The 17046-nt window shown below is 73.4% G+C and carries 23 protein-coding genes; 8 read left to right on the forward strand and 15 right to left on the reverse strand.

Annotated features, from left to right (window positions below; translation table 11 throughout):
- Positions 1-98 precede the first annotated feature (98 nt).
- The 6 genes from M446_RS03465 to M446_RS03490 form a co-directional block, all read right to left on the reverse strand.
- A complete protein-coding gene (locus M446_RS03465) occupies positions 99-1916 on the reverse strand; it encodes an ABC-F family ATP-binding cassette domain-containing protein (protein ID WP_012330681.1) in 1818 nt (605 codons plus the stop codon).
- Between the two features lie 82 nt (positions 1917-1998).
- Positions 1999-2988 (reverse strand): MBL fold metallo-hydrolase, encoded by a 990-nt coding sequence (locus M446_RS03470; protein ID WP_012330682.1) that lies wholly within the window; start codon positions 2986-2988, stop codon positions 1999-2001.
- Between the two features lie 101 nt (positions 2989-3089).
- A complete protein-coding gene (locus M446_RS03475) occupies positions 3090-4094 on the reverse strand; it encodes a DUF2891 domain-containing protein (RefSeq protein ID WP_012330683.1) in 1005 nt (334 codons plus the stop codon).
- A 134-nt stretch (positions 4095-4228) separates the two neighbouring features.
- Positions 4229-4426 (reverse strand): hypothetical protein, encoded by a 198-nt coding sequence (locus tag M446_RS03480; protein ID WP_012330684.1) that lies wholly within the window; start codon positions 4424-4426, stop codon positions 4229-4231.
- Positions 4427-4482: 56 nt separating this feature from the next.
- A complete protein-coding gene (locus M446_RS03485) occupies positions 4483-4797 on the reverse strand; it encodes a polyhydroxyalkanoic acid system family protein (RefSeq protein ID WP_012330685.1) in 315 nt (104 codons plus the stop codon).
- Between the two features lie 126 nt (positions 4798-4923).
- Positions 4924-5298 (reverse strand): septal ring lytic transglycosylase RlpA family protein, encoded by a 375-nt coding sequence (locus M446_RS03490; RefSeq protein WP_012330686.1) that lies wholly within the window; start codon positions 5296-5298, stop codon positions 4924-4926.
- Between the two features lie 351 nt (positions 5299-5649).
- On the opposite strand from M446_RS03490, the gene M446_RS03495 reads away from it, so the two are divergent.
- Complete coding sequence (locus tag M446_RS03495; protein WP_012330687.1) at positions 5650-6840, forward strand: site-specific DNA-methyltransferase; 1191 nt, start codon at positions 5650-5652, stop codon at positions 6838-6840.
- A gap of 25 nt (positions 6841-6865) precedes the next feature.
- Here M446_RS03495 and M446_RS03500 read toward each other — a convergent pair whose 3' ends face one another.
- Positions 6866-7243 carry a response regulator gene (locus tag M446_RS03500; protein WP_012330688.1) on the reverse strand — a complete coding sequence of 126 codons (378 nt, stop codon included), beginning with the start codon at positions 7241-7243 and terminating at the stop codon, positions 6866-6868.
- 482 nt (positions 7244-7725) lie between these two features.
- Here M446_RS03500 and M446_RS03505 point away from each other — a divergent pair, with 482 nt between their 5' ends.
- Positions 7726-8286: a carboxymuconolactone decarboxylase family protein gene (locus M446_RS03505; protein WP_012330689.1), complete on the forward strand. Its 561-nt coding sequence runs from the start codon at positions 7726-7728 to the stop codon at positions 8284-8286.
- Between the two features lie 109 nt (positions 8287-8395).
- Here the strand turns inward: M446_RS03505 and M446_RS37920 are convergent, their stop codons facing one another.
- Positions 8396-8569 carry a hypothetical protein gene (locus M446_RS37920; protein ID WP_012330690.1) on the reverse strand — a complete coding sequence of 58 codons (174 nt, stop codon included), beginning with the start codon at positions 8567-8569 and terminating at the stop codon, positions 8396-8398.
- A gap of 210 nt (positions 8570-8779) precedes the next feature.
- On the opposite strand from M446_RS37920, the gene M446_RS03510 reads away from it, so the two are divergent.
- A complete protein-coding gene (locus M446_RS03510) occupies positions 8780-9109 on the forward strand; it encodes a hypothetical protein (RefSeq protein ID WP_012330691.1) in 330 nt (109 codons plus the stop codon).
- Positions 9110-9332: 223 nt separating this feature from the next.
- On the opposite strand, the gene M446_RS03515 is transcribed toward M446_RS03510, so the two are convergent.
- Positions 9333-9830 carry a hypothetical protein gene (locus tag M446_RS03515; protein ID WP_265576516.1) on the reverse strand — a complete coding sequence of 166 codons (498 nt, stop codon included), beginning with the start codon at positions 9828-9830 and terminating at the stop codon, positions 9333-9335.
- Between the two features lie 397 nt (positions 9831-10227).
- Between M446_RS03515 and M446_RS03520 the strand changes: the two genes are divergently transcribed.
- Positions 10228-10734: a hypothetical protein gene (locus M446_RS03520; RefSeq protein WP_012330693.1), complete on the forward strand. Its 507-nt coding sequence runs from the start codon at positions 10228-10230 to the stop codon at positions 10732-10734.
- Positions 10735-10874: 140 nt separating this feature from the next.
- Here the strand turns inward: M446_RS03520 and M446_RS03525 are convergent, their stop codons facing one another.
- A complete protein-coding gene (locus tag M446_RS03525; RefSeq protein WP_012330694.1) occupies positions 10875-11048 on the reverse strand; it encodes a CsbD family protein in 174 nt (57 codons plus the stop codon).
- A 136-nt stretch (positions 11049-11184) separates the two neighbouring features.
- On the opposite strand from M446_RS03525, the gene M446_RS03530 reads away from it, so the two are divergent.
- Positions 11185-11454, forward strand: coding sequence for a hypothetical protein (locus tag M446_RS03530; protein WP_012330695.1), 270 nt, complete (start codon positions 11185-11187; stop codon positions 11452-11454).
- Between the two features lie 85 nt (positions 11455-11539).
- On the opposite strand, the gene M446_RS03535 is transcribed toward M446_RS03530, so the two are convergent.
- Positions 11540-11794 (reverse strand): recombinase family protein, encoded by a 255-nt coding sequence (locus M446_RS03535; RefSeq protein WP_018262624.1) that lies wholly within the window; start codon positions 11792-11794, stop codon positions 11540-11542.
- A 150-nt stretch (positions 11795-11944) separates the two neighbouring features.
- The gene (locus tag M446_RS03540) at positions 11945-12247 is read right to left on the reverse strand and encodes a hypothetical protein (RefSeq protein ID WP_012330696.1); all 303 of its coding nucleotides are present in this window, start codon (positions 12245-12247) and stop codon (positions 11945-11947) included.
- Positions 12248-12573: 326 nt separating this feature from the next.
- Between M446_RS03540 and M446_RS03545 the strand changes: the two genes are divergently transcribed.
- Together M446_RS03545 and M446_RS03550 are read left to right on the forward strand one after the other, a co-directional pair.
- Positions 12574-13101, forward strand: a complete 528-nt coding sequence (locus M446_RS03545) for a FecR domain-containing protein (protein WP_012330697.1) — start codon at positions 12574-12576, stop codon at positions 13099-13101.
- Positions 13098-14939: a CHASE2 domain-containing protein gene (locus M446_RS03550; protein WP_012330698.1), complete on the forward strand. Its 1842-nt coding sequence runs from the start codon at positions 13098-13100 to the stop codon at positions 14937-14939. Before M446_RS03545 ends, M446_RS03550 begins: the two co-directional genes overlap by 4 nt.
- A 58-nt stretch (positions 14940-14997) precedes the next feature.
- On the opposite strand, the gene M446_RS03555 is transcribed toward M446_RS03550, so the two are convergent.
- Positions 14998-15684, reverse strand: coding sequence for a Crp/Fnr family transcriptional regulator (locus M446_RS03555; protein WP_012330699.1), 687 nt, complete (start codon positions 15682-15684; stop codon positions 14998-15000).
- A 152-nt stretch (positions 15685-15836) separates the two neighbouring features.
- On the opposite strand from M446_RS03555, the gene M446_RS03560 reads away from it, so the two are divergent.
- Entirely contained in the window at positions 15837-16034 is a 198-nt protein-coding gene (locus M446_RS03560; RefSeq protein ID WP_012330700.1) for a hypothetical protein, read from the forward strand.
- Between the two features lie 16 nt (positions 16035-16050).
- On the opposite strand, the gene M446_RS03565 is transcribed toward M446_RS03560, so the two are convergent.
- Positions 16051-16557 (reverse strand): MucR family transcriptional regulator, encoded by a 507-nt coding sequence (locus tag M446_RS03565; protein WP_012330701.1) that lies wholly within the window; start codon positions 16555-16557, stop codon positions 16051-16053.
- A gap of 270 nt (positions 16558-16827) precedes the next feature.
- A complete protein-coding gene (locus M446_RS37925) occupies positions 16828-17001 on the reverse strand; it encodes a hypothetical protein (RefSeq protein ID WP_012330702.1) in 174 nt (57 codons plus the stop codon).
- Positions 17002-17046: the final 45 nt, after the last annotated feature.

Raw genomic sequence — 17046 nt, forward strand, 5'->3', positions numbered from 1 at the left:
GGCGTTCGCTCAGGCGCCGCGCAGGCGCGTGATCCGGGATCGGCTTCAATCGAGCGGATCCCGGATCAGACGTCGGAAACCGGTCGATTTTCAACCTCTCAGCCCTCCAGCTCCTCGCGCAGCATCTCGAGGGCGAGCCAGCGCTCCTCGGCCGCGGCGAGGTCCGACTCGGCCGTGGCGAGCCCGCGGGAGATCGTCTCGAATCGGGCAGGGTCCCGGGCGTAGAGGGTCGGGTCGGCGAGGGCCGCGCGCAGCTTGACCGCGGCCGCCTCCAGGGCCGCGATGCGCTTGGGCAGGGTCTTGAGCTCGTGCTGCTCGTTGAAGCCGAGGCGGCGGCGGGCCGGCTCGGATTTCCGGGCCGCGGCCGGCGCCGGGTCCTTCGGGGCCGGGGCCGGCCGCGGCTCGGCCGGGCGGGCCTCGACCCCCCTCCCCCGCTGGGCCACCATGTCCGAGTAGCCGCCCGCGTAGAGGCTCCAGCGCCCCTCTGCCTCCGCGACCAGCACCTCCCCGACGACCCGGTCGAGGAAGTCGCGGTCGTGGCTCACCAGGATCAGGGTGCCGGAGAAGTCGGTGAGCATCTCCTGCAGCAGGTCCAGGGTCTCGAGGTCGAGGTCGTTGGTCGGCTCGTCGAGGACCAGCAGGTTGGCCGGCGTGGCCAGCGCCCGGGCGAGGAGCAGCCGGTTGCGCTCGCCGCCCGAGAGGACGCCGACGGGGGTGCGGGCCTGCTCGGGCGCGAACAGGAAGTCCTTCATGTAGCCGATGACGTGGCGGGTCTGCCCGCCCACCGCGACGGAGTCGCTGCCCCCGCCGGTGAGCACCTCGGCGACGCTCCGCTCCGGATCGAGGGCGGCGCGGCGCTGGTCGAGGAGGTTGAGGGTGACGTTCGCCCCGACCCGCACGTTCCCCTCGTCGGGGGCGAGGCGGCCGGTGAGGAGGTTGACCAGGGTCGTCTTGCCGGCGCCGTTGGGGCCGACGATCCCGAGCCGGTCACCCCGGTGGATCCGCAGCGAGAGGTCGCGCACGACGGCGCGCCCGTCGTAGCTCTTGCCGGCCCTCACGGCCTCGACCACCAGGGTGCCGGAGGCCTCGGCCTCGGCGGAGGCCATGCTGACCGTGCCCACCGGCCCGCGATGCTCCCTACGCTGCCGGCGCAGGTCGTGGAGGCCGGCGAGGCGCTTGACGTTGCGCTTGCGCCGGGCGGTGACGCCGTAGCGCAGCCAATCCTCCTCGGCGGCGATCTTGCGGTCGAGCTTGTGGCGGTCGCGCTCCTCCTCCTCGAAGAAGGCGTCGCGCCACGCCTCGAAGGCCGAGAAGCCCTGCTCGATCCGGCGCGTCACGCCCCGGTCGAGCCAGACCGTCGCCCGCGACAGGTTCTCGAGGAAGCGGCGGTCGTGGCTGATCAGGACCAGCGCCGAGCGCACCGCCCTCAGCTCCGCCTCAAGCCACTCGATCGCCGGCAGGTCGAGGTGGTTCGTCGGCTCGTCGAGGAGCAGGATGTCGGGCTCGGGCGCCATCGCCTGGGCGAGGGCCGCCCGGCGCGCCTCGCCGCCGGAGAGCCGGGCCGGATCCTCCTCGCCGGTGAGGCCGAGGCTCTCCAGGAGGTAGCGGGCGCGGTAGGGTTCGTCGCCGGGGCCGAGCCCCGCCTCCACGAAGGCGAGCGTCGAGGGGAAGCCCGAGAAGTCGGGCTCCTGGGCGAGGTAGCGCACCGTGGTGCCGGGCTGCAGGAAGCGCACGCCGCGATCCGGCTCCAGCAGGCCCGCGGCGATGCGCAGCAGCGTGGACTTGCCCGAGCCGTTGCGGCCGACGAGGCAGGCCCGCTCGCCCGGCGCGATGGCGAGGTCCGCCTGCACGATGAGCGGGGTGCCTCCGAAGGTGAGGGCGACGTCCTGGAGGGTGAGGAGCGGGGGAGCGGCCATGGGCGGGGTTATGGCAGCGCGCGGCCCCGCGCAAAAGCCGTCAGACGGTGCCCTCGCGCCGCCGCGCGCCCCCGGCCCGGGTTCAGAGGGCGCCCACGCCCTGCATCTGGATCGGGGCCGGGACGTAGCGGAACCCATCCCCCTGCCGGGCGACGTGGCCGATGCCGGGCCACGCGAAGTGGTAGGCGAGCAGGGGCACCCGGTTGGCCGCCAGCATCGTCAGCATCCGCACCCGGCTCTCCGCCGACTGGACCGGATCGGTGTCGTACGCGAATTGGGTGCGCGGCCGCTCCAGCAGCAGCACCGGGTGGTGGGCCAGATCGCCGATGTAGCACAGCGACTTGCCGCCGGACTCGATCATGAAGATCGTGTGGCTGACCGTGTGCCCGGGCGCCGCCAGGGCGGTGACTCCCGGCAGGATCTGCTCGTGGTCCCTGTAGAAGTGCAGCCGATCGCGCAGCGGCAGCAGGTTCTTGCGCGCCTGCGCGAGGAAGTTGCCTCGGGCCGGATAGGCCGCCGGCACCTTGGAGTCGTCGGTCCAGTACTCGAAGTCGGCTTGGCCGATATAGTATTGCGCGTTGGGGAAATTGGGAGTGCCGTCGTCGGCGACCAGCCCGCCGCAATGGTCGATATGGGCGTGGCTCATCACGACCGCGTCGATCTGGGCCGGGTCGATCCCGGCTTGGCGCAGCGTGGTCAGGAGCTTGCCGGTGGTGGTGCCGAACAGCGTGTCGGTGCCCATCCCGGTGTCGAACAGCACGGCGCGGTCGCCGAAATTCACCACCAGGACGTTCTGCTCCAGCGTCGCCGCGGAGGCGGGCAGGAAGGATTCCCGCAGCTCGCGCGCGATCTCGTCCTTGTCGATGTTGACGAAGGCGGCCCTGGGGTCGCCGAGCGGGAGCAGCCCGTCCGACACGACCGTGCACTCGGCCTCGCCGAGCATGAAGCGGTAGTAGTACGGCGCCTGCGGCTGGCCGAGCGGCATCCTGGCCCGCCCGTCGCGCGGCAGCAGCAGGGCCCCGGCCGCCCCGGCCAGGACGGCGCGGCGGGTGGTCATCGTGGAACGAAGCATGGCGCGGCTCTCCTCCCAGGCACGGCGCAGCGTTCTGCGTCCGGGAGCAGGTTCATCCGATTCGGGACACCGGCGCCAGCGTCCCGCCGCGCCGCGGCCCCTCACGCCTCCAGCGCCAGCACGGCGAAGCTCGCGAGCCAATGCGCGCCCATGTAGTGGTCGGCGAGGTGCGGCAGGCTCGCGGCCAGGTGCGCCTCGGCGGCCGCCCGCATCGGCGGCACGCGGGGATCGTCTTGCGGCAGGGCCCGCGCCAGGGCACGCAGGCACCACGCCCGGCTCAGGTTGAGCCCGTCGAGATGCGCGATCTTGCCGTCGCCGCGGTCGGCCACCGTGGCGGGCCGGAACAGGGTCTCCGGCTGCCCGGCGGCGAGGTCCGGCAGGAAGCGGGCGAACCACGGCAGGAAGCGCTCCGGCGGCAGCAGGCGCCGCATGCACTCGGCCTCGATCAGGGCGGAGGAGAGGAAGTCGTCCCCGCTCGGTTCGCCCCAGGCGGGGCACGCCGCGTCGGCGCCGTACCACGCCCAGGCCATCGCCAGGAGCCGGCCGGTCAGGGCGGAATCGCCCGCGCCCTCGGCGTAATCCGCCGCGAGGCGCAGGGCGAAGGCGGTGTTGAAGTGGGTCCCGACCCGGACCGGATAGGGCGAGACCGGCAGGATCTCGCGGATGCGCGCCGCGATGAGCGCGGTCAGCGGCGCGAGGGCCTCGGCCCAGCGCGGCTCCGGCAGGCGCGCGAGGGCCTCGGCGAGCTTCAGGAGCCACGCCCAGCCGTAGGGGCGCTCGAAGCGCGCGGCGGCGGGCGCCGAGAGGGTGGCGCATTCCCCGGCGACCTTCGCGGGCACCAGGGAGTGGTCGAACAGGGTGCGCACGGACTCGGCCCAGGGCGCGGCCGGTTCGCGCGCCAGCAGGCGGGCGAGCAGCCAGTAGCCGTGGACGCAGGAATGCCAGTCGAAGCTGCCGTGGAAGATCGGGTGCAGGGCGGCGGGCGGGCGCGCATCCTGCGGCCCGGTCAGCACGAGGCCCGGAAGGTAGGGGTATTCGCGGGTGACGTGGCCGAGCGTGAGCGCCGCGAAGCGGGACGCGCGGTCCGGGGTCAGGCCTGTCTGCATCGTCGCGCGCCTCCGGCGCAGGGCCGGCGCGAATCGGGCGCGCGGCCGTCCGGCACTGCGCGGCAGTGTCCCTCGCCGGTCAAGCGGAGGCGCGGCGCGCGGCGGGGACCGGCCCGCACGCGCCGCGCCCGCGCTCACATCGTCGGGTTGGCGGGCCCCGTCGGGGAGGGGTCCGGGGCGACCGCCGGCGAGGTGCCGGGATCGTTGACCGGGATCTCCACCGGCCGGTCGCCCGGCGCCTCGGTCGGCACGGTGGTGGGCGTGTCGGGGCCGGGCCCCGGCGAGGGCGGCACGGGATCGTAGGGTTGGTCCGGGGATCCGGGATTGGCCATGGCGGGCTCCTTCGTCGAGTCCCGGAGCCAACCGGGTCCTGCCGCAGGAGTTCCGGCTACTTCTTGGTGAGGAGCTTGGTGCCGTTCTGGTCGATCACCTTCTGCACCGCGCCGGCGAAGACCGACAGGATCAGCGGCAGGTTCACCTCGACCCGCACGGTGTCCGCCGCCACGTCGATGTGCCCGTCCACCTTCTGGTTCAGGGCGCCGACCGCGAAGGAGAGGCGCTCCCCCTCCCAGCTCGCCTCGGCCATGCTGAGGCCCGCCTTCTGGAGCATCGCCTTCGCCTCGCCGATGCCGCTGTCCAGGCGCCGGTGCGCCTCCGCCAGGCCGAGCTGATGCGGTATCACCACAACCAGAGGTTTTGCCATCACGTCAACTCCCTGTGCCCACCGCGCGCGGACGGTCCCCCGGGATGTTCACCCCGGAGAGGCCCTCCATAGCCAGCGTCACGGTCCCGAGGAAGCCGCCCGTGCGGGCGCCGCGCGGCGCGCGGCTCAGTCGAGCCGCTGGAGCGCCACGTGGGTGACGCCGCCCATGCCGATGGCCCGCGCGGAGCCGCGGCTGAGGTCGATGATCCGCCCGCCCGCGAAGGGGCCGCGGTCGTTGATGCGCACCACGACGGAGCGGCCGTTGGCGGTGTTCGTCACCCGCACGCGGGTGCCGAAGGGCAGGCTGCGGTGGGCCGCCGTGAGGCCGTTGGGATTGAAGCGCTCGCCGCTCGCCGTGCGCTGGCCGGAGCCGTACCAGGAGGCCCGGCCGGACTGGGCCGCGGCCTCGGAGACGGTCCCGATCTCCCCCAGCCCCGCCAGGGCCAGCGCCCCACCGAGATACAACGCCACCGGTCGACGCACGGCTCGTCCGCTGCTCATCCCGCATTCCCTGCTTGTTGATCGCAGGTCGATCAATCGATCCCGAACAGGACCAAAATGTGACCGCCGTCATGCGACATGATCACACCTATCCTGCGCTGATGTCTTGCCTCCCGCCCAAGCACAGCTTGATGGTTGCTGATGATCCTGGACGGTCGTAATTTTCACAGCGGGGATCGACCTGGATTGCAATTTTTCAGTATTGTGGAGATACGGGCCTCGACGCGCCCAAAGGGCGACTCGGCAAAAATTGCAGCCCCAATTCGAGACGGCGAACGTTTCTGAGCGCAACCAGGCCTTTACCGTGACCGGGGCAAGGTCCCCCTGTCAGTCGCGTAACCGGTGTTCGCCATGGCTTCCCCGCGTACCGCGGTCGCCGGCGCCGCCGCCCGGAAACAAGTCTCGCGTACCGGGCGTGCTGCGTCGGCGCCGCGGATGGGTCTCGTCCCGTCCGCCCCGCGTCTTCCCCTCGACGAAGTGATCCAGGGCGACTGCCTCGCCGCCCTCGACGCGCTGCCGCCATCGAGCGTGGACCTCGTCTTCGCCGATCCGCCCTACAACCTCCAATTGGGTGAAGCGGCCCTGCTTCGCCCCGACCAGAGCGCCGTCGACGCGGTCGACGACGACTGGGATCAGTTCGCCAGCTTCGAGGCCTACGACGCCTTCACCCGCCAGTGGCTGCAGGCCTGCCGCCGGGTGATGAAGCCGAACGCGACCCTCTGGGTGATCGGCTCGTACCACAACATCTTCCGGGTCGGGAGCGCGCTGCAGGATCTTGGTTTCTGGATCCTGAACGACATCGTCTGGCGCAAGGCCAATCCGATGCCGAACTTCCGCGGCAAGCGCTTCACCAACGCCCACGAGACCCTGATCTGGGCCTCCCGCAGCGCGCAGAAGGGCTACACCTTCCACTACGAGTCCCTGAAGGGGGGCAACGACGACCTGCAGATGCGCTCGGACTGGTTCCTGCCGCTCTGCACCGGCGAGGAGCGGCTCAAGGGCGAGGACGGCCGCAAGCTGCACCCGACCCAGAAGCCCGAGGCGCTCCTCGCCCGCACCATCCTGTCGGCCTCGAACCCGGGCGACGTGGTGCTGGATCCCTTCTTCGGCACGGGCACGACCGGGGCGGTCGCCAAGCGCCTGGGCCGGCGCTTCATCGGGATCGAGCGGGAGTCCGCCTACGCGGCGGCGGCCCGCGCCCGGATCGCCGCGGTCGAGCCCCTCTCGACGGCGGCCCTGCTCACCGCCCCGGCCAAGCGGGCGGAGCCGCGGGTGCCCTTCCTGAACCTGATCGAGGCCGGGCTGATCGCGCCGGGCAGCCAGCTCACCGACGAGCGGCGGCGCTTCCGGGCCCTGGTGCGGCCCGACGGCACGCTCAGCGTCGGGCCGGCCTGCGGCTCGATCCACAAGATCGGCGCCCTGGTCCAGGGCCTCCCGGCCTGCAATGGCTGGACCTTCTGGCACACGGAGCGCGGCGGCCGGCTCGTCGTGATCGATGCCCTGAGGGCCCAGATCCGCGCCGGCCTGGAGACGGCGGCCTGAGGCGCCCGCCGCGCCCGGAGACGCCTCACGCCTCGGGGCGCGGCGGGAGCAGCGCCCCGACCTCGCGCAGGAAGACGGAGGGCCGGAAGGGCTTGGGCAGCAGCCGGAAGGCGGTCGGCAGCGGCTCGGCCTCCGCCCAGGAGCCCGAGGTCATCACCACCCGCAGGCCCGGCCAGCGCCGTTGCGCGGCCCCCGCGAAGGGGGCGCCGCCGCTCATCCCGGGATCGGTCACCAGGACTCGGGGTCCCGGCCCCTCGCCGAGCATCCGCACGGCGGAATCCGCGTCCCCCGCCTCGGCGGCCCGGATCCCGGCCCGCGCCAGGATCTCGCCCATCAGGGTGCGCATCAACCGGTCGTCCTCGACGATCAGGACGTCCGCGGGCGGCCCACTCTCTTGCGTCATGCCAGCGGTTCCACTTCGTACAGCCGAGCTTTCACCGTGCCGCCGCGGTGATGACGGCCGTCGAAACCGGTCAGGGACGCGCCGGCCTCGCAACTCTGACGATCCTACAGCCGGCTTCTGCGGAGCCGCAATTCAGTCGCGTTGGCTAACCCCGGAGGCCTAGGCGAAACCTCACCGGAACTTGTGCATCAACATTTGAGCGGTAACGGCGCGTTTGAGCGATTCATGCTCAATTGGGCGCGCCGGGCGCGCATCGTGCGAACTAACCCAAGGGAATGAGAAGCGGGCGGGTGCCGCGGCCGGGGCGGAGGGGCGCCGCGCGGCGGGTGCGGCGCCGCGCCTTTTCGCAGCGCAGCACCGCACTACCTGCCCCCGGGCGGCGCGCCTGGGGCGTCGCATCGCCGCCGCATCGACCCGCGCGACCTGCCGGCCGAGCCCGGTGCGGAGACCGGCCAGCGGAGACCTGCCAGAGGAGACGCGCCATGCGCCTGCCCCCCATCCCGCCCTCCGACCTCACGGCGGAGCAGCGCCCCCTGTACGACGACATGCGTCACGGCATCGAGACGAGCTTCAAGGGCTTCACGGCGATCCGGGAGGACGGCGCCCTGATCGGACCCTGGGCCCCGTGGCTGCGTTTCCCGCGCTTCGGCGGGCCGGTCTGGGAACTGGTGAAGGCACTGTCGGCGGCGCCGACCCTGCCCAGGACCGTGCGCGAGGTGGCGATCCTGGTCACCGGCACGCATTTCCACTCGGGCTACGAACTCTACGCGCACATCCTGGTGGCGGAGCTGCGGGGCCTGTCCGACGACACGATCGCGACGATCTGCGCCGGCCAGCGCCCGCCCGATCTCGGCCGGGCGGAGGCGATCGCCTACGACGTGGCCTCCGCCCTGGTGACGGGGCGCCTGCTGCCGAAGCTCAACTACGAGCAGGCCAGGGCCGAGTTCGGCGAGGACGGGCTCGCCGAGCTCATCAACCTGGTCGGCCTCTATTGCTGCGTGTCGGTCACCCTCAACGGGTTCGACGTTCCGGTGCCCGACTAGAGCATTTTCGGACGAAGTGGATGCCGGTTCGTCGCAGAAAATGCGGCAAGATCAAAGACCTAGAGCAGCACCCGATGGCAACGTGACCGGGTGCTGCTCTAGCCCGCCCTCACACGGAGGTGGGCCGCCGCGAGCGCAGCCAGCTCTCGATGGCGGCCCGGCGTCCGCCGGGGTCGCCCATGTCGGGGATCGGGCCCGGCCGCGCCGGAGCGGCGGGCGCGGCCGCGAGGCCGGTGGCCGGCGTCGCCGGGGATGGCGGGGCTGCGGTGGTGCTCTCCTTCATCGTCGGTCTCCTGCAACGGGACGCGGTCGGCTCTTCCTCAACGGCGCAAGTGTTCCTCCGGCTCCAGCGTGACCTTCCCGGATCAGGCCAAAGTCGATGCCGGCGGCTCGCGCCGCCCGTGTCCGGCGGATCACTGCCCGGTGAGCGGCGGAACTTGGCAGGCACCGCCCCGCATGTTCCGACATCTCTCGACCTCGCGAAGGACGACCGATGTCACGCCTCCCCTGCCTGCTCATCCTGGCCGCGCTCGCGGCGCCCCCCGCCGAGGCCCGCGAGGCTCGCGACGGGCCGGGCGCCTCCCGGAGCGCCCGCTGGGTGCCGGTCCGGCACGACCTGCGCCGGCTCGACCGGCTCGACGCGCGGCTGATCCGGCACGGATTCGTCCCGGTCTCGCGCGTGCCGCCCCGGCGCGGCCCGGCCCGCGACCCGAGCGGCGTGACCGGGTTCAGCGGCCCGCCCGGGATCATCGGCGACAGCGTGAACAGCCTCGCTCCCCTGCCCCCCGGCTCGCCCGCCAGCCTCGACGGCCAGCTCTACTGATCCGGGATCCGGTTGATCGAAGCGGTTCCCGGATCACGCGCCTGCGCGGCGCCTGAGCGCGGCGCCTGAGTGCGGCGCCTGAGCGAAGCCGACATCCGCATGGCCGACATCGGAGTTGGCGAAGCCATCAACCGGATGGCGTATCAGAGGTCGGAGATCCCTCGGCTTCCGGCGCAGCTGTCCGGCTCGGCCTGGCCGCGACGGCCGTCGCCGCGCGGCCGGCCTATCCTCCGGCCGCCTGGGCCGTGAGCGCCGGCGCCGCGGCCGGCGCGGCGTCCGGGAGCGTCGTCCAGTCCACGACCTCGCTGACGAGGCGAAGCCGCTGCGCGTCGCGGTCCGGCGCCACCTCCTCGACCCCGACCTCCACGACGAGGCGCTGCGGCCGCGCGCGGCGGAAGAGGCCGGAGGGGCGCGGCGTGACGAAGAAGTACAGCCGCCCCTCCCCCGGCCCCTCGCCGGCCGCGCCCGGCTCGAACTGCGTCCGGTCGAGGATCTCGCGGTTCGGCGACAGGACGCGCTTGAAGGCGAGATGCGCGTAGCCGCCCGCGCCGGAGGGCCCGGCGGGCCGGAACTCCGCGGCCGACACGCCCGCCCCCCGCGGGCCGCGAACCCTGATGTAGCCGACGCGGAAGCGGTTCCGCCTCGGATCGCTCAGGCGGATGTAGAACAGCATCCCCCGTGCACCCGGCACCGCGTGGGTTCCGACGTGGAGCGACCACATGCTCTGGGCGGCCTTCCGCGCGCTTCGCTGCAGATGCCGGAGGGTTCGCCAGCTGATCAGCAGGCTGGCAGTCGAGAGACATGCGATGAATGCCAGTATCAGCATAACCTGTGATGTGGCGGGCATGGCGCGGCTTCCGTACGGGCAACAAACGCGCGAATACTAGCGGCCCGCACCGAGCTGTACAGCTGATTTGGCGGCCAGGAAGGCGATCCCCGGGAGGGTGTGCTTTTTGCGACTGCACGCGCAGGCGGCACGCGTGGACCCTCGGCGGAGAGGCCGGCGAGGCCTCGGCGGTTCCCCGGGACCGCTCCGTACTCTGCACCGTTCCGATTCCGCACGGGCGCGACCACAGTCCGGCAAACCCGACCCGCAATCCGATCCTGGAGTCTCCGCGATGAAGTCGCTCGTCCTGCCCGCCGCCGCCCTGGGCGCGGCCCTCGCCCTGACCTCGACCGCGGCCGAAGCCGGCGGCTACCGCTACGGCGGCTATCACGGGGGCTACCATGGCGGTTTCGCCGGATACCGGGCCTCGGCCTTCCGGGGCGGCTTCGGCGGACACCGCGCGGCCTACGGCTACGGCCGCTACGGCGGCCACGGATACGGGTTCGCCGGCGGTCGCGGCTATTACGGCGGCTATGCGGGCCGCGGCTACGGCGTTTACGGCGGGCGGGGCTATTACGGCGGCTACGGCTACCGCCGCGGCTACGGGCTCGCCGCCGGGCTGGGGCTCGGGCTGGCCGCCGGCGCGGCCTACGGCTATGCCTACGCCCCCTCGACCTACGGCGTGACCTACGATTACGGCAGCTACGGCTACGGCAGCTACGCGCCGGCCAGCTACGGCTACGCCGTGGCGCCGGTCGGCTACGGGGGCTATGGGTACGGGTACGGCTGCGGCTGCTGAGGCCGCCCCTCCCGCGCGGACGTCACGGATCGAAGCCCGCCCGCGCGGCGGGCTTCGTCCGCGGCGATGGGGGGCGACGGCCCGGGCGGGCGCGTCCTCATCCCCTGCGAGGCGCCGGTCTCAACGGCCCTTGGCCGGTCTCACCGGCCCTTGATGGCGTCCTTGATGCCGCCGACGACGTTCTGGACCTTGCCCTTGACCTGATCGGCGACGCCCTCGCTGCGCAGCTTCTCGTCCCCGGTCAGCTTTCCGGCGCCTTCCTTGATCTTGCCGCCGACATTCGTGGCCGATCCTTCGATGCGATCCTTGTCCATGTCTCGCTCCCGTCTCTGCGACACTGCGTCGATGCCCCACAAACGGGGCAGCGGCGGCCATCGTTCCCGACTTTTCGACCAGGAACGAAGCGGCCGCGGCGCCGTTACGGAGCATCGACACGAGAGGAGCGACGCGATGAAACGGTTCATCCTGGGCATTGCCCTGGCGGCGATGGCGGGGTCGGCGGCGGTCGCGGGCGAGGCCGGGGCCGCGGCGGGCGCGGCTGCCGGCGCCGCCGCGGGCGGACCGGTCGGCGCGGCGGTGGGCGCGGGCGTCGGCGGCGTGGCGAGCGGACCGGACCGGCGCACGGTCGTCGAGGGCCGCGGCGGCTGCTCGCACACGACCGTCCGCAAGGAGAACGACCTCGGCGACTCGAAGACCGTGCACCGCGAGGATTGCGACTGACCTCCCGGCCCGGCCGGGAACCCCGCCCCGGGGCCGGATCCGGCCCCGGAAGCGCGGGCTCTCTCGGCGCGCCGGGAGAGCCCCGTCAGGCGCGCTGCAGCACCCGCCGCACCTGGACGGCGCTCCAGCTCCGCCCGCGCGCCGTCGGAATGCCGCGGGCGTTCAGGGCGCCCGCAATCTCGTTCAAGCTGACCGCGCCCGCCGCCTGCACTTCGCGGATGACCGGGACAGTCAAGGCAGCCCGCTCGGCCGCCGCCGCGGCCCGAATCGCCACGCTCGTCTGGATGCCCTTGTCCCGCGATCGCCTCAGACCGGCGAACTTGTGATTGTCGAACTGCATCGGTCTCGAACCCGAGACCCCCTCGCCCCTTCGGCTAGCACCGGGATTGCACCTCCACAAGCGAAACCGCCGCGATCACTGGGTTGTGACGGCTCCCGCGGGGCTGCGCGGCCGCCTCGGGCGCGGCCGCGCGCCGGGGCGGGCCGCCGCTCACGGCGCGCGCGCGTCGGGCCGGTCGCGGCACTCCGGGGGCTCGTGCAGCACGCAGTCCCGGGCCCAGGCCTTGGCCTCCGCGATCGTCGCGAAGATGGGATTGCGGGTCGGTAGCGGCTGGCACGGGCCGAAGCCGACCTCCAGGTACCATCGCCGGTGCAGGTCCGAGGCGCGGTGGACCTCGTCCGAGAGGCGCACGAGGACGCACAGGAGGCGCCGCCCGAGGAAGAGCAGGCGTGCGTCGCAATCGTGCGAGCCCGTGTCGACCACGGCCTTTCGGAAAGTCACATCGTGCTGCATTTCGCCAACACTGTCCCGTTTCCGCCCTAGAACAATTGGCCTAGCGTACGTCAGGCCTGACACGAAGGTCTTGTGCCAGATCAAAGGGAACCAGGATTGCGCGCCCGAGCGTCCGGCCGGCCTTCCATAAGGGAAGCTGGCCCGTGGCATGCCAATCCTCGTCGCAGCAATCGAGCCACAACTTTCATCAATGATGCGCAAAGGGGCCCGCACGGCCGTGTCGGCGGACCGTAATCCCGAAGGAAACGCCACCCGGCCGCGAGACGAGACGGGCCCGGCAACGGTAGAGTGCGGCCCGCGAGAACCGATCAGGGCGGAGAACGACCATGACCAGCCGGGCGCGGCAGCGAGCGAGGCGGATCGGGGCGGTCCTGGTCGGCGTCTGCCTGGTCCTTCCGGGGTCGGCCCGGTCGCAGGGGCGCGGCTGCACGATCACGCCCTACACGGACCCGCCGCGCGAGGAACTGTCCTGCCCCGACGGGTTCACGCTGAGCGCGGAGCGGGGCTCCCTCTACCGGCTGCTCGACCGGAACCGGGACGGGCGCCCGGAAGCCGCCGAACTCAGCGGGCGCGGGCTCCTGGTCGACGCGCCGGCCCGCCGCGGCGCCTTCCAGATCCGCACGCCCCACGCGATCGCCTCGGTCCGGGGCACGGTCTGGGCGGTGGACGTCACGCCGGCCCGCACCTCCGTCTTCGTGCGCCGGGGCGCGGTCTCGGTGTCCCGGCCCTCCGGCCCGGCCGTGACGCTGCGCGACGGGGACGGGGTCGACGTCGAGGCCGGGACCGAGCCGCTCGCGGTCAAGCGCTGGAGCCCGGAGCGGGCGGCCGGGCTCCTGGCGCGGTTCGGGCGGTGACGACGCGGCCGCGCGCCCTCGCCGCGCTCGCGGCTTTGGCGCTGGCCGGCGCCTGGGCGGGACTGCTCGCTTCCCTCCACCTCGACGGGCGGGCGGGGCTCCTCGACCGGATCGAGGCGCCGCTGCTCGACCTGCGCTTCACCCTCGCGGGCGCGCGGCCCGCGCCGCCCGACGTGGTGATCGTGGCCCTCGACGACGCGACCGTCGCCGAGGCGGGCCGCTTCCCGCTCCCCCGCGGCACCCTCGCCGCGCTGGTGCGCCGGCTGAGCGCGGGCCGGCCGCGGGCGATCGGCCTCGACCTGCTGTTCCTGGAGCCCGGGGCGGAGGGCGCCGACCTGGATCTCGCCGCCTCGCTGCGGGAGGCGAACGCCGTCGTCGCGGGCGCGGCACTGTTCCCGCCCGAGGGTGCGGAGGGCAACGGGACGGACGTGCCGCGGGCGAGCCGCATCCTGTGGCCGGTCGCGGCGATCCGGACCGGCACCGGTCTCGGCCTCGTCAACGTCTCGACCGACAGCGGCGGCACCCCGCGCCACGTCCCGCTGCTCATCCGCAGCGGCGACGCGCTCCTTCCCTCCTTCGCCCTCGAACTCGCCGCCCGGGCGGCCGGCGCCGCCCCCTCCCTCGCCGGGGACGAGCTGCGGATCGGCCGGGCGGCGGTGAGGCCCGATCTCGGGCTCAGCCTGCCGCTGCGCTTCTACGGCCCGCGCGGCACGCTTCCCACCCTGAGCGCGGCGGCCGTGCTGGCCGGCCGGACCCCGCCCGAGGCGCTGCGGGACCGCGTGCTGGTCGTCGGCTCGACCGCCACGGCGGCGGGCGACAGCTTCGCGACGCCGTTCGACCCGATCCTGCCGGGCGTCGAGGTGCTGGCGACCGGCGTGGCGCACCTCGTCGCCGGCGACGGGCTCGTGCGCGACCGCCGGGTCCGGCGCGTCGACGCGGCGGCGGCGCTCGCGCTCGCCCTGGCGGGCGCCCTCCTGCCGGCCCTCGCGCCGCCCGCCCTCGGCCTCGCCCTGCTCGGGCTCGCGGCGGGCGCGTGGCTGGCCCTCACCCAGGCGGCCTTCGCGCAGGGCGGCCTGTGGTTCTCCGCCACGCTGCCGCTTGCGGCGATCCTGCCGGTGGCGGCCCTCGCGACGGCCGGCCGGGTCGTGCTGGAGCGCCGGCGGGCGGGCCGGCTCGCCCGCGCCGAGCAGGCCCTGCGCGTCTTCCACCCGCCGGCCCTGGCCGACCGCATCGCCGGCGATGCCGGCTTCCTCGCCGCCCCGGTGACCCAGCAGGCCGGCATCGTGTTCGTGGACCTCAGCGGCTTCACCGCCCTGAGCGAGCGGCTCGGACCGGCGCAGACCCGCGGCTTCCTGCGCGCCTTCCACGGCATCGTGGAGGAGGAGGTCACCCGCGCGGGCGGTGTCGTGCTCGCCTTCATGGGGGACGGCGCCATGTGCCTGTTCGGCCTGCCGGACCCGCGCCCGGACGACGCCGATCGCGCCCTCGCGGCGGCCTTCGCCCTCGTGCCGCGGGTGCGGGCGTGGCTCGCGGCGGATCCGCGGACGAGCGGCCTCGACCTGCGGGTCGGCGCCCATCACGGCACCGTGGTGGTGTCGCGCCTCGGGTCGGACGACCACCAGCACATCACCGCCACGGGCGACAGCGTCAACGTCGCGAGCCGCCTGATGGAGGTCGGCAAGGCGCACGGCGCCGCCCTGGTGGCGAGCGAGGACCTGCTCGCGGCCACCCGGGCCTCGCCGGCCGCGCACGCCGCCTTCGAGGCGCACCGCCCCGTGGCCATCCGGGGCCGGGCCCGGCCGCTCGGGGTGGCCTTCCGCTGGCTGAAACCGGCCTAACCCGAGCCGAGCCGAGAGCCGCCCCGCGACGCGATCCGCCGGCCTCCGCGGCCCGCCGTCACCCCTTCGCCCGGTCGTGGCCGGCGATCATCGCCAGGGCGGCGCGGTCGCGCAGGCGGATCCGCCGCCGCCCGAGCTCCACCAGCGCCTCGTGGCGCCACGCCTGCAGCTGGCGGTTCACGGTCTCGCGGGTCGTATTGGCGAATTCCGCGAGCTCCTCCTGCGACACGGCGATGTCGTCCCCGTAATCCTCCGCCAGGGCCGTGAGCCGGCGGGCGAGCCGCGCCGGGACGGGCAGGAAGGTCGTCTCCTCCATCCGCTCGCTCATCCAGCGCACGCGCCGGCACAGGAGTTCGATCAGCGCGACGGCGATCCGCGGCTGCTGCGCCAGGAGGTCGAGCAGGTCCCGGCGCCGGATCACGAACAGGTCCGTGGGCTCGGTCGCCACCGCGTCGGCGGTGCGGGGATGGCCGTCGAGGAGCGCGACCTCGCCGAAGACGTCGCCGGGCCCGAGCAGGTTGAGGGTGAGCTGGCGGCCCTCCTGCGTCCCCGTGCCGATCCGGATCTCGCCCCGGCGCACCGCGTAGAGGGCGTCGGCCGGATCGTTCTTCTGGAACAGCACCTCCTGCGCCCCGAGGCTGCGGGTCACGCACAGGCGCGCGACCGCCTGAAGGACGTCCTCCCCGAGGCCGGAGAAGAAGGGATTCGCCCGCAGGAGCCGTGAGAGCGGGTGGGCCTCCGACATCGGGTCGCTCCTCCTCGGCCGGCGCGGCGCGGTCCAGCATAGCACGACCGGACCCGGCGCCGGGGGGAGTGTGATCCGGATCACGGTCGGCCGGGCGGGCGGGCACCATCCTGATCCTGCCTCGGACGAGGCGACGGATCGGAGACGCGACGATGACACATCCCCTGCTCAGGACCGAGACGACGGACGACGACGCTTCCCCGCGGCCGCGGGCCGAGGCCGCGCTCGACCTCGACAGCCTCGACGGCGTCGTCGGGGGGCTGGCGACCTACTACGAGATGAACGGCAACTGGTACATCGTCGGGCACGACAAGTCCGGCAAGGCGACGGGCGTGGTGCGCGTGACGTGAGGGCCGGCGCGCGGGATCAGGTCTCGCCGCGGGGCGCCGCCGGGGATCCGCCCCTCCCGCGGCCGGGCCGACCCGCCGATCCCGCGCGTCCCTTCGGCCGCCTCGCCCTCGGCCCGACCGGCACCGCAGGGTCCGGTCCGGCGGCGGGGCGCCCGCCCGACGCGGCGGCCGCCGTCATCGGATAGTCGGGCGGCAGGCCCCATTTCGCTCGGTACTGCTCCGGCGTGAGCCCGCGCGCGGCGAGGTGGCGCTTCAGGGACCTGTAGGGCTTCCCGTTCTCCAGGCTGACGATGTGCTCCGGCGTGACGGTGCTCTCGATCGGCACGGGCGGCACCGGCCTTTCGGGCTGCGGCGGCGCGTCCGGTTGAGCGGCTGCCGGAAAACCGGCCATCGACAAGCTCCGCTCAAGACAGGTCGACACGATCTCCGCCGTAAGGCGAGAATAGGCCGACACCAGATCGCTGGCCAAGCCCATCAGGTCGAGGGGATCGGGCCGCCCCACCTTGTCGTCATCGGCGCCCATCACAATCCTGCCTGCCATACGGGTCCGACGGGGGCAGGACATACCACGATCGGCGCACGCATCATACGGGAGGAGGCCGAAATCGAAGGACCGGCAGAACGGGCGCCCGGCGAGCCTCCCTTCACGAGCCTCTCCCCACGAGCCTCTCCCCACGAGCCTCTCCCCACGAGCCTCTCCCCACGAGCCTCTCCGCGCAACCCCCTGCCCCGCGAGCCTTCAGCGCGTGCCGCGCCTCCGGGACAGGGTGTCCGCGTTCGGGACCGCCGTTCGTCAGAACGTATCGTAGCCGGCTCCGGGCGGCAGCGGCGTTCTCAGCGTGATCTCGGTGGTGTCGATGCCGGCAGGCATCTTCGCCTGTGTTCTCGGCGGGTCGGTCAGCATTGTCGCCCAGAAGGCGACTGTGGCGAGTGCAAAAGCCGCAACAAACAAGCCAATCTTGCGCATGCGCGACTCCCCAGCATGGCAGGTGAATGACAAAGCTGTCGCTCA

The sequence above is a fragment of the Methylobacterium sp. 4-46 genome, from assembly GCF_000019365.1.
Lineage (GTDB): Bacteria > Pseudomonadota > Alphaproteobacteria > Rhizobiales > Beijerinckiaceae > Methylobacterium.